Origin of the sequence: Pedobacter soli, from assembly GCF_900101435.1 — a bacterium.
Lineage (GTDB): Bacteria > Bacteroidota > Bacteroidia > Sphingobacteriales > Sphingobacteriaceae > Pedobacter > Pedobacter soli.
In genome coordinates, this window is sequence record NZ_FMZH01000012.1 from 160,914 (window position 1) to 173,324 (window position 12,411).

Genomic DNA, 12,411 nt, shown 5'->3' on the forward strand with positions numbered 1-12,411 from the left:
GTTAACCAATTAGCAATTACTAATGAACAATTGAACCAATAAACCAATGAACAAGTTTATCTATTATATTTGCGCATGCTTAAAAAAGAACGTTATAAACTTTTTGTAGAACACTTTTCGGCCAAGCAACCCGATGCCGAAACCGAACTGCATTACAATAACCCCTATCAGCTTTTAGTAGCCGTAATTCTGTCGGCACAGTGCACCGATAAGCGGGTAAATATGGTTACTCCTGCCCTGTTTCAACGTTTCCCAAATGCCAAAGCACTGGCAGAAGCTACCCCAGATATTGTTTTTGATTACATCAGAAGCATCAGTTACCCCAATAATAAAGCGAAACATTTGGTGGGCATGGCCAATATGCTGCTTAACGAGTTTAACGATGTGGTACCATCGGGAGTAGATGACCTGCAGAAAATGCCAGGTGTTGGCCGCAAAACTGCTAATGTAATTGCATCGGTAATTTATAATGCACCTGCTATGGCGGTTGATACCCATGTTTTCCGCGTGGCTAACCGGCTTGGCCTAACCAATGGTAAAACCCCGCTTGCCGTAGAAAAAGACCTGGTTAAAAATCTGCCCGAGCACGACATTCACATTGCCCACCACTGGTTAATCCTGCACGGGCGCTACGTTTGTGTAGCCAGAAGCCCTAAATGCGATGTTTGCGAAATTACCTACATGTGCAGGTATTTCGAGCGCTTAACCGCGCAAAATGAGCGTAATAAATTAAAAGCTTAAAAAATTATTTTCACTTTACTATTGACATTAGCTAAAAAAGATTTACCTTAGCTAAATATATTAGTATTTTAAATATCAACATTCAAGTATATTAGCCGATAATCGATTATATTTACGCCGTAATGAAAAAAGAAATGAGCACTTCAAATCCAGATAAATTAAAAGCCCTTCAGCTTACTTTAGATAAGCTCGAAAAATCTTATGGTAAAGGTACCATCATGAAACTTGGTGATACAGCTGTTGAACCTATTGAATATATTTCCACAGGATCAATCAGTTTAGATATCGCTTTAGGTATCGGCGGTATTCCAAAAGGCCGTATCATCGAAATTTATGGTCCGGAGTCTTCTGGTAAAACCACTTTGGCTACCCACATTATTGCCGAAGCACAGAAAAAAGGTGGTATTGCTGCATTTATTGATGCAGAGCATGCTTTTGATCAGTTCTATGCGAAAAAATTAGGCGTTGATACCGATAACCTTTTAATCTCTCAACCAGATAACGGTGAGCAGGCTTTAGAAATTGCCGATAACCTGATCCGCTCAGGAGCTATTGATGTAATTGTAATTGACTCTGTTGCTGCTTTGGTTCCTAAAAGTGAGATTGAAGGCGAAATGGGCGATAGCAAAATGGGTTTACACGCCCGTTTAATGAGTCAGGCACTACGTAAATTAACCGGAACGATTGCCAAAACAGGATGTTGCTGTATTTTCATCAACCAGTTACGCGATAAAATCGGTGTAATGTTCGGTAACCCTGAAACTACAACAGGTGGTAATGCGTTGAAATTCTATGCTTCAGTACGTTTAGATATTCGTCGTATTTCTCAAATCAAAGATTCTGACGAAGTTTCAGGTAACCGCGTAAAGGTTAAGATTGTTAAAAATAAAGTAGCTCCTCCTTTCCGTATTGCCGAATTTGATGTCATGTTTGGCGAAGGTATTTCTAAAAATGGCGAGATCATCGATTTAGGTGTTGATTTCGGTATCATCAAAAAAGCAGGTTCCTGGTTCTCTTATGGCGATACTAAATTAGGACAAGGCCGTGATGCAGTAAAACAACTGTTGAGCGATAACCCTGAGCTGGCCGAAGAACTGGAAATTAAAATTAAAGCCGAAGTAACCGGTGATAAACTGGTAGAAGAATAAGTCTTCCGGCACGTCAATAATAAAATATAAATGCCCTCCCAAATCATATTCGGGAGGGCATTTTGTTTTAAAAAACTTATATCTGCTAAAATTTAGTTTTGACTAAAAATAGCGTTGAAATCTTTGGTCACATACACAATAACCAACAATGCGGCAATAACCAAAGCGCCAAGTATAATTACCCCCCAGCTCCCTTTAAGTTTGTTTTTATCTTTCCTGATTAGCCAGTACAAAAGACCAATTAAAGGTATGGCACAAACAATCCAAAATATTAACGATGCTCCAGTCATTTTTAAAGTTCAATGTTCAATAATCAAAATTGCAATTATCGAACGGTTATAATCTAATTATTTCTATGTTTATTTCAACACAAAGGCTCAAAGATACAAAGTCAATTCACAGTTTACAGTTGGCAGTTATCAATAATCAAAGTTTGCAATAAGCCCTTCGACTCCTCTCAGGGTGACAACCGGTTCTGAATTGGCAGTTTACAGTTAACCGGTTTAAACAATTAACCTTATGCAATTGGTATTTACCAATGAACAAATGACTAATGAACCAGTGACCCCGCTTAAAATTCCATTCTAGCCATCGGCGATACTTCCTGACCTACAAAATCTTTTGCCAGAAATTTATGGTAGCCAGCAATGGCAATCATACCTGCATTATCAGTACAATATTGAAATGCCGGCACGTATACTTTCCAGCCTAATTCATCTGCAGTTTGCTGTAAACCATTGCGCAAACCTGAGTTTGCCGAAACACCCCCAGCGATGGCAATTTCATTAATGCCGTATTGTTTTGCCGCTTTCTTTAGCTTGTTTAACAAAATCTGTACAATGCTGTGCTGTACCGATGCACAAATATCATCTAAATGCTCAGCTATAAAGTTAGGGTTTTCTTTCTCCTGCTTCCTGATAAAGTAAAGGATAGACGTTTTAAATCCACTAAAGCTAAAATTCAGCTCAGGTATTTGCGGTTCGGCAAATTTAAAAGCCAGCGGATTACCCAGCTTAGCATGCTTATCAATTAAAGGACCACCGGGGTAAGGCAAAGCCAGTAGTTTAGCTGTTTTATCAAAAGCTTCTCCGGCAGCATCATCCAGCGTTTCGCCCACAATTTCCATATCAAAATAATCCCTTACCAGAACAATCTGCGTATGCCCTCCTGATACGGTTAAACACAGGAAAGGAAAAGCCGGTTTCGGATCATCGATAAAATGTGCCAATATATGCGCATGCATGTGATTAACAGAAATTAAAGGTATATTTAAGGCTAGTGCAAACGATTTTGCAAAAGAAACACCAACCAAAAGTGATCCCAAAAGACCAGGCCCCCGTGTAAAAGCTACGGCAGTAATGTCCTGTTTTGTAACTTTGGCATCAATTAAAGCCTGCTGTACGGCGGGCACAATATTTTGTTGATGTACCCTCGAAGCTAATTCAGGGATTACACCACCATAATTTTGATGAATTGTTTGGTTTGCAATAACATTGGCAGTAATTTTGCCGTTGTTACAAATAGCAACTGAAGTATCATCGCAAGAGGACTCGATAGCAAGTATAACAGACAAATTATTAATATTTAAGTCGCAAAATTATTAAAAAACTATTTAAAATACTCCTTTGGGTAATTGCATCAATAATTTTGCTGCTTGCGCTGCTCATTTTTTCGCTACAATTTAAGCCTGTTCAAACTTTTTTTGCACAGAAAGCAGCCGCATACCTATCAAAAGAGCTTAAAACCACCATTGCCATCAAGAGTCTTTACATCAAGCCTTTTAAATCAATCGTTTTAGAAGATTTGTTGGTGCTCGACCTGCAAAAAGACACATTACTGAGTACGCCCCAATTCATGGTGGATATTAATCAGCTGTCTATTGACAAGCGCATTATCGATATCAACACCGTTCAGATCAACAATGGCCGCTTTTTCCTAAAGGATTTCAAAGATAAGTCTTCTAACCTCGATTTTATCATCAACTATTTCGATTCTGGTAAACCTACTGTAAAGAAAAAGAAAAGTAAGCCCTACGATGTAAAACTGGGTCGCATTATCTTAAACAAATTTGCCTTCAGATATAAGAATTTTGCTGCCAAAGATACCACCCTGGCTAAAAGTGTAAATTTCGAAAACGTAGATGTTAAAGAACTTAGCGGTATTTTTGAAGGGCTCGACACCAAAAACCATTTGGTTAAAACGAATATCAAAAACCTGACACTGAAAGAAAGAAGTGGCTTTTACCTTAAAAACCTTACTGCACAAACCACTATTGATAGCAATGCAATTGAACTGAAAAACCTCTTGCTCGAAACCAACCAGAGCCGGTTGACCAATTACTACCAGATGCGGTTTAAAACCTATCGGGATTTTAACCACTACGTAGATAATGTGCGCATGAAGGCTAACTTTAAAGATAGCCACATTACTTCAAGAGATGTAGCCTTCTTTGCCCCCGAACTCAGCACAATGAAACTCGACCTTGATGTTGACGGGCAGATTACGGGACTTGTAAATAACCTTCGCGCCAAAAAGCTTTCGATAAAAACCGGAAAGGCAACCTACATTAAAGGCGATTTTATATTAAAGGGCTTACCCAAGTGGAGAGAAACCTTTATGGACCTGAACATCGAAATGGCAGGTACCAATAAGGCCGATCTGGATGAAGTACTGGCGGGCATTACCAACAGCAAAAAGCAAATTGTGCCAACTGTTGTCAATAAGTTTGGTAACATTAACTTTAACGGAAGCTTTACCGGTTTTCAAAACGATTTTATTGCGTACGGCGAGTTTAAAACAAAGTTGGGCCGTCTGGTTTCGGATGTAAACATGAAGATCGATAAGAACGATATTCCAACCTACACGGGAAACGTAAAAAGCTACGATTTTAACCTGGGCAACCTGGTTGATGAAAAAAGTCTGGGCCGCATCAGCTCTTCGCTCTATGTAAAAGGCCGCGGTACAGAACTAAAAAATCTGACGGAAAAAATAAACGGCGATGTAGATTATATCGACTTTAACAATTACCGCTACCATAATGTTAAGATCGACGGAACCTTTGATAAAAAATACTTCGATGGTAAACTGAGCATCAATGACCGTAACGTAAAACTGGTTTTTGATGGCGGGGTTAACCTGAATCCGAAATTACCGGTATTTAATTTCAATGCCACCATTTCTAAAGCGCGTTTAAAAGCCCTTAAATTGCTTAAAGATTCGTTGATGGTGGATGCCAGATTTAAAACCAATTTTTCGGGCACCAACCTCAACAACATTTCCGGTAAATTATTAATTGAAGAGGTTAGATTACAAAACCCCAAAGGTATTTACAGTGTAGATTCGGTGCAGCTAACCGCCAACGGTACCGGCGCTAACCGTGTGCTCGATATCCGTTCAGATATCCTTGATGCGGGCATACAGGGCGAGTACGACCTAAACTCAATTGTTTCTTATTACAAGGCAATTGCCAAAACCTATATCCCATCGCTAAGAGCAGATATTTTTAAATACAAGAACCAGATTTTCAAGTTTAAACTGGCGATTAAAAAGTTCGAGCCGATTGCACAGATTTTTATGCCGGGACTTGAACTGGAAGAAGGCGCTACGTTTAACGGCGATTTCGATTCGCGCAACAATACGGCAGTGCTGAACGGTTTTGTTAAAAAACTGAAATATAATGGTGTAGTGGTTAACAATATTATTGTCGATGAAAATACCACTCCACAGCAACTGCAACTCATTGTTACTTCAGACCGGGTGCAGCTTAACGATAGCTTGTACATTAAAGATGTAAACGTTTCGAATATCCTGCGCAACGACAGTCTGGCTTTCAACGTTAAAATGTCGAACGCAGATGAAGACAATCAGCTCGATTTAAACGGTCTGGTAGAGTTTACCAAAAACCAAGATACTACTGCGCGCCTGAGTGTGCTGCCTTCTATTTTAAAAATTAATAACGAAGAATGGCGCATACAGGAGAAAGTACGTATTGTGCTCAACAATGGTAAAACCGAGATTACCAATTTCGACCTCACCAACGGCGCACAGCAATTAACCATTGATGGATTGATTTCGGAAGACCCGAAAGACCTGATTACAGTAGGCTTTAAAGATTTTAACCTCAAAACACTTAACCCTTTTACCAAGGGCGCAGGTATTAAGCTGGGTGGTAACGCTAACGGGAAAACCAATTTATATGGCATACTTAAGGCCCCACGAGTAAACGACGACCTGAAAATAGATTCGCTTAAATTTAACGACATCTACATTGGTACACTTACCGATACTTCATCGTACAACAACGCCAGTGGTAAAATTGATGTATTTACCCGCATAGAAGCAGAAAATTCAGAAACGTTTAAACTGACTGGGAACCTGGATCTGAAAGAGAAGGAAATAGATCTGGCCATAAAAATGGATGAAAGTAAACTCACTATTTTAGAACCTTTTGTAAAGCAACTGGTATCTAATTTAAAGGGAAATATTTCTGCCGATTTAACGGTTAAGGGCAAATTTGACAAACCACAAATTAATGGCACTGTAGCTTTGGATAAAGGGCAGCTGATGGTCAATTACCTTAAAACAACTTATGTGATTACGGATGAGGTGAAAGTAACCAACAGCGTAATTGATTTAGGAGAAGAATTTACGCTGACCGATTTAGAAGGGCACGAAGCCACAGCAGATGGTACGGTAGACCTGAACGATATTAACTACCCTACTTTGGATGTTAGGGTAAACGCCAACAGTTTAATGGCTTTAAATACTACTGCCAAAGATAATTCGGTTTATTATGGCCGTGCTTATGGTACGGGAGTATTTAAATTTACCGGGCCTACCAATAAGATGAAAATCGACATTAAGGCTAAGACTGAGAAAGGAACGGTTTTCAATTTACCTTTAAACAGCTCAGAAACCATATCGGATAAAGATTTTATCAATTTTGTAAGCCGCGATTCGACGGTAGCCGTTAAAAAGACCACCAATTTCGATGGTTTAACACTAACCTTTAAATTAACCATCGATCCGAATACCACAGCCAATATTTACACCACACTGGGTAATTTGAGCGGTAAGGGTAATGCCGAGCTGAACCTGAATATTAACAGCTTTGGCGATTTCGAGATGTCGGGCGATTATATTATCGAAACCGGAAGTTTTGATTTTACCGCTCAAGAGGTGATTAACAAGAAATTTGAGATCAGACAGGGCGGTACCATCCGGTGGACAGGTAATCCTACAGCGGCACAAATTAACCTGAAAGCAGTTTACGCACTTAGGGCCAGTTTAAACGATTTATATAAAGCGGCCAATCGCGATGCCAGCAGCAATGCCAACCAAAGGGTAAATACGGAGGTTGAAATGGGCTTAACAGGGCTTTTATTAAAACCTGAGATTAAACTCGATATCAATTTTCCGGCACAGCCTTCTATTAAAGAGGAACTGCAAACTTATTTCAGCGATCAGAACAACCTGAACTTACAGGCTTTTAGTTTAATTATCAGAAGAAGTTTTGCGCCAGGAAATGGTGGACAATCGATTGGTAACCAGTTGAGCTCAACGGCTACCAGTACCGCAACTGAGCTGGTGTTTAACCAGTTTAACAACGTACTTTCTTCTTTAAACCTGAACTTTGTCGATTTGAACGTGCGTTCGCTAAGTGAAGCCAATGCATCATTTAAGTTCTTTAACGACCGCCTGATTATTAACGCTGGTATTGTTGACCGTAATAGTGTAAACGATTTTACCATCATCGATTTTGGTAAAGATAATGTGGGTAGAGAGGTTGAGGCCGTATTCCTGATCAGAAAAGACGGAAGCTTAACCATTAAAGCCGCCAATAAACCACCTACACAACAAAGTATCTTCTTAAACAGCGGTATTAGTCCGACGGCCAATGTAACGTCGTTTGGTTTGGTGTACACGCAGCAGTTTGATACGTTTAAAGAGTTTATACAGAAAATCTCGGGTTCTTATCGCCGCAACCTGAAAAGGAAGCAGACCGAAGCACCGGTTAAAACCAATAAATCGCTGAATAAAGATGTGATTATTAACCAGACAAAGGGGAACCAGAGGAGGTAGCTAATAGTCGATAGTCCATAGTCGATAGTTCAGAGTCAACAGTGGAGTAATCTGTCATGCTGAACGCAGTGAAGCATCATGCTTGCGCGCGTTTCTAACGCGTGCAGGAATAGCCATACGATTGTATCGTATAAAAAGCGTTAGCAATAGTTACGTACTTTTAAAAGAGATGCTGAAATACCCGTCCGACTGGCTGGGCGGAAATCCGATAGCTATCGGATCAGCATGACGAAAAAGGTAAGAAACTCAACAAAAAAAGGCCGGCATCACCTGCCAGCCTTTATATTATTCTGTACTCAGCTATTATTCAAAAGAAAACAGCTAAAGCAGGTTAATTATCCTTTCATAATGGAGTGACCCATTTTGTCCCTTTTGGTTGTTAAATAACGCTCATTGTGTACATTACTGGCAATCTCAATCGGGATATTTTCTACCACTTCCAAACCGTAGCCAATTAAACCGGCCCTTTTAGTTGGGTTATTACTCATCAAACGCATTTTTCTAACGCCTTCCGATCTTAAAATCTGGGCACCTACGCCATAATCGCGTTCATCGCCTTTAAAACCAAGCTTAATGTTGGCTTCAACAGTATCAAAACCAGCATCCTGTAAGTTATACGAACGCAGTTTATTAATCAGCCCAATGCCTCTGCCCTCCTGGTTCATGTAAACCACAATACCTTTGCCTTCTTTTTCAATCATTTCCAAAGCTTTGTGCAACTGCGGGCCGCAATCGCAACGGCAAGAACCGAAAATATCGCCGGTTACACAAGAACTGTGTACACGGGCTAAAATCGGTTCATCGGCACTCCACTCTCCTTTAGATATGGCTAAGTGTGTAGCGTTATTGTCCAGTTGGGTATAAGCCGTCATTTTAAAATCGCCCCATGCAGTTGGTAAAGCAATGCTCACCTCGTGTTTAATCAGGCTATCTAAATTTAAGCGGTAAGCAATCAGATCTTCAATTGAAATAATTTTTAACTGGTGCTGCTCAGCAATTTTAAACAAATCGGGAAGACGCGCCATTTCGCCATCTTCTTTTAAAATTTCGACCAATAAACCTGCAGGTTTCATGCCTGCCAAACGGGCTAAATCTACCGCAGCTTCGGTATGGCCTGCCCTGCGGATTACGCCACCATCTTTGGCAATTAAAGGGAAAATATGTCCGGGTCTGCCCAGTTCTGCCGGATCGGTTTTCGGATCGACCAAGGCCAACATGGTTTTAGAACGGTCGCTGGCCGAAATACCGGTAGTACAACCATGGCCAACCAAATCAACCGAAACGGTAAAATTGGTTTCGTAAGCGGCTGTATTTTTACCCACCATTAAATCGAGGTTAAGCTCCTTACAACGCTCTTCGGTTAAAGGGGCGCAGATTAAACCACGACCATAAGTAGCCATGAAATTGATCACTTCAGGTGTTGCATTTTCGGCAGCAGTTAAGAAATCACCTTCATTCTCTCTATTCTCATCGTCGACAACAATAATCACTTTACCAGCTTTTATATCTGCGACAGCTTCTTCTATTGTGTTTAATTTTGTTTGCATTTTATATAGCATTATGGAGGAAAACGCGGCTAACCAGCTTTAAACAAGTTTTTAACTAACGGCGTTAACTTGTACAAATGTACAACCTTATTAAGCAATATTTGGATTAAAATATCATTTGTAAGTAAAGGAAATGGGGTTACTTTTCCTTCTTTTTAAACACTTTAAGCAGCATTTGCTTGTAATAATTTACATCAAAAAGTGCCGAATCAACCGTGGCTTTATAGGTTAAGAAAGCAGCCAGTGGCGACAGCACAATCATGGCCATCCACATTCCTACTATAGGGTTCAGATTACCCTCGCGCGCCGATTTTTCGGCAACAGTGGTAATGATGTGGTACACCAGGAAAAATGAAATGGCTACTACTACGGGTAAACCCATCCCTCCTTTTCTGATAATGGCACCCAGTGGCGCACCGATAAAGAACAGCAGGATACACGATGCGGCAAGGGTAAACTTACGCTGATACTCTACGGTGGTAAAAATAATTTCGCCGGTTAAATCGGTTTGGCGTGGCGCCCAGTTGGGCACATGCTGCATGATGTTGGCCACTACATTGGTTGCATTATCCAGGGCCTGCTTGCGCGATCCGTTGGGGATACTTTTCAATATCACATCATCAATTTTGGCTGGTGCAGCCTTGATCCGGGTGTAACCCTGGGTTACGTTAAACTGCTTAAAGTTACCCTTTAAATTCTCGATGGTACGCATCTGAATAGTATCCAGCTGCTTGGTAAGCGAATCGCGCTTGCGCACAATGCCTTTCAAATTTAACATAGGCGTGCTGTTACCGAATGCATTGGGGTCGGTTTTATTGCCATCAAACGACGACATGTCGAAACGCGGGGCAGTTTCTTTAAACCTGCGGCGCGAGAAAACCTGTCGCGGGTTATACATACCGCTGTTGCTGGCCTGCTCTTCGTACTGTACGCCGTTTTTAAGGTTCAGCACCAGAAACTTACCATCGGCCGTTTTTTCCATCTTACCTTCTTTGGCCAGAATTACCTTCGGAATACCATTATTTTCTTTATGATCGTAAATCATAATGTTATGCAGCGTACCATCTTCTTCTTTCGAATCGACACGGATGGCATAACCGGGTATGGCATTGTTAAACACACCTGGTTTGATGAGGAAAGAAAGTTTTTTATTGCGGATATCGTATAGCAGCGAGCCAAATTTTAAATTGGCTTTGGGCAACATGTAGTTGGAAAAAAGAAACGACGATACCATCAGGATTAAAATCACCACAAAAAGTGGTCGCATGGCTTTCTGCAACGAAATACCTGCCGATTTAATGGCAACCAGCTCGTAGTTTTCGCCCAATGAACCGAAAGTCATGATAGAGGAAAGCAGCACCGAAAGTGGCAGCGCCATCGAAACGTTTGCCGCCGAAGCATAATACATCAGCTCCAGAATGGTGTACCATTCGAAGCCTTTGCCAATGAGATCATCAATCCATTTAAACAGAAAAAACATTAGCAAGATGAACATCATTACAAAAAATGTTGCAATGAATGGTCTTACGAATGCTTTTATTAATAGAAGATGTAGTTTTTTCACCCTACAAAGGTAAACAATGCGTAGCGAATATTATGCACCCAAAACACTTATCAGGTAATCGATCTGGTTATCCCAGATTAATTTCTTCTCGGCCATGAGCTCTTCTGTGGTAAAATCGGTAATGGCAAGGGCTACATCGTTGGTTAACTCATCCTGTACAATTTCCATCTCAAAATAATACTGAGGGTCATCGTCAAGCCATTTAAACTTTACCAGCTTATTTTCCTTAACGGTAACCATTTTCGCCTTCTGCTGCTCATCATCCCAGGTAAAAGTATATATCTGATCGCGGAAAACCACGTCGTCGGCAAACCATTGCGACAAGCCATTGGGCTCGCTTATAAAACTGTATAATATTCTTGGTGACGATCTAACTTCGTACTCCAGAGTAAATTTTTTCTTTTCTGCCATGTTAGTACACTACCAGAATAATTCCGGATTATTTTAAATGTTATTTTTCTAAAGAAAGGTATTTTATTCTATATCTGCAACTCTTATCATTTTTTTGCTGAACTACCGTATTTAACGGATTTGATAGTTGATTTTTTAGCTGGACAAGGTTAACTGGTTAACTGTTTGAATCGGTTAACTGTCGCCATCCAAACTCACAACTCTAAACTCTAAACTCTAAACTTGTTCATTGGTCATTGGTCATTGGTAAAGCAAATTGTCACAAGGTTAACTGGTTAACTGTTTGAATCGGTTAATTGTCTCCTGTCCAAACTCACAATTGCAAACTCCAAACTTGTTCATTGGTCATTGGTTCATTGCTAACTGCAAATTGCCAACTGCCAACTGCATAAGGTTAACTGTCTCCTGTCCAAACTCACAACTCCAAACTCCGAACTTGTTCATTGGTCATTCGTTCATTAGTAAAGCAAATTGTCAACTGCCAACTGCATAAGGTTAACTGTCTCCTATCCAAACTCCAAACTTATTCATTGCTAAGTGCAAACTGACAACCACTATTGTTTCTTTCCCCTAAAACACTTATCTTCAACTGGAGTTGCTACATTTGACTAGAGGGATTTAGTCGTCAGATTTAGAAAGAAACTTTTAAATTTGATTATATGAGCAGACGAGTGTTTGATGAATCCTTCAGAAAGATGGCTATAGAGCTTTCTTACAGCAGAGGATCTGTAAAAGAAGTAGCTGATGAGTTAGGTATCAGCCAGACTCTTTTGAGTAAATGGAGACAACGGGAATCAGAGTCCTTTCAGGGAGCGACAGAATTGACTGAAGATCAGAAACTGATTAAAAAGCTACAGAAAGAGCTAAAAGATGCTCAAATGGAACGTGACATATTAAAAAAGGCTGTCGGCATCTTTTC

General features: G+C 40.3%; 9 protein-coding genes. 4 read left to right on the forward strand and 5 right to left on the reverse strand.

Annotated features, from left to right (window positions below; translation table 11 throughout):
- The first annotated feature begins 75 nt into the window (after positions 1–75).
- Together nth and recA are read left to right on the forward strand one after the other, a co-directional pair.
- Entirely contained in the window at positions 76–741 is a 666-nt protein-coding gene (gene nth, locus BLR37_RS21175) for an endonuclease III (protein WP_090772123.1), read from the forward strand.
- Between the two features lie 134 nt (positions 742–875).
- Positions 876–1,889, forward strand: coding sequence for a recombinase RecA (recA, locus tag BLR37_RS21180; protein ID WP_090772154.1), 1,014 nt, complete (start codon positions 876–878; stop codon positions 1,887–1,889).
- 92 nt (positions 1,890–1,981) lie between these two features.
- Here the strand turns inward: recA and BLR37_RS21185 are convergent, their stop codons facing one another.
- Positions 1,982–2,179: a hypothetical protein gene (locus tag BLR37_RS21185; protein WP_090772125.1), complete on the reverse strand. Its 198-nt coding sequence runs from the start codon at positions 2,177–2,179 to the stop codon at positions 1,982–1,984.
- 281 nt (positions 2,180–2,460) lie between these two features.
- Positions 2,461–3,462, reverse strand: a complete 1,002-nt coding sequence (gene tsaD / locus BLR37_RS21190) for a tRNA (adenosine(37)-N6)-threonylcarbamoyltransferase complex transferase subunit TsaD (RefSeq protein WP_090772127.1) — start codon at positions 3,460–3,462, stop codon at positions 2,461–2,463.
- Positions 3,463–3,536: 74 nt separating this feature from the next.
- Between tsaD and BLR37_RS21195 the strand changes: the two genes are divergently transcribed.
- Complete coding sequence (locus BLR37_RS21195; protein WP_090772129.1) at positions 3,537–7,970, forward strand: translocation/assembly module TamB domain-containing protein; 4,434 nt, start codon at positions 3,537–3,539, stop codon at positions 7,968–7,970.
- A 335-nt stretch (positions 7,971–8,305) separates the two neighbouring features.
- On the opposite strand, the gene BLR37_RS21200 is transcribed toward BLR37_RS21195, so the two are convergent.
- From BLR37_RS21200 to BLR37_RS21210, 3 genes are all read right to left on the reverse strand, one after another.
- Complete coding sequence (locus tag BLR37_RS21200; protein WP_090772131.1) at positions 8,306–9,517, reverse strand: bifunctional 3,4-dihydroxy-2-butanone-4-phosphate synthase/GTP cyclohydrolase II; 1,212 nt, start codon at positions 9,515–9,517, stop codon at positions 8,306–8,308.
- 139 nt (positions 9,518–9,656) lie between these two features.
- Positions 9,657–11,081, reverse strand: a complete 1,425-nt coding sequence (locus BLR37_RS21205) for an LptF/LptG family permease (RefSeq protein WP_090772134.1) — start codon at positions 11,079–11,081, stop codon at positions 9,657–9,659.
- 30 nt (positions 11,082–11,111) lie between these two features.
- Positions 11,112–11,492 (reverse strand): START-like domain-containing protein, encoded by a 381-nt coding sequence (locus BLR37_RS21210; RefSeq protein WP_039483412.1) that lies wholly within the window; start codon positions 11,490–11,492, stop codon positions 11,112–11,114.
- Between the two features lie 659 nt (positions 11,493–12,151).
- Here BLR37_RS21210 and BLR37_RS21215 point away from each other — a divergent pair.
- On the forward strand, positions 12,152–12,411 hold a 260-nt coding region (locus BLR37_RS21215; RefSeq protein ID WP_143009639.1), incomplete at its 3' end, for a transposase.

Bases quoted from the DNA above. Each gene is read 5' to 3' on its own strand.
- recA (WP_090772154.1), top strand. From the start codon at position 876: ATGAGCACTTCAAATCCAGATAAATTAAAAGCCCTTCAGCTTACTTTA.
- BLR37_RS21185 (WP_090772125.1), bottom strand. From the start codon at position 2,179: ATGACTGGAGCATCGTTAATATTTTGGATTGTTTGTGCCATACCTTTA.
- nth (WP_090772123.1), top strand. From the start codon at position 76: ATGCTTAAAAAAGAACGTTATAAACTTTTTGTAGAACACTTTTCGGCC.
- BLR37_RS21200 (WP_090772131.1), bottom strand. From the start codon at position 9,517: ATGCAAACAAAATTAAACACAATAGAAGAAGCTGTCGCAGATATAAAA.
- BLR37_RS21210 (WP_039483412.1), bottom strand. From the start codon at position 11,492: ATGGCAGAAAAGAAAAAATTTACTCTGGAGTACGAAGTTAGATCGTCA.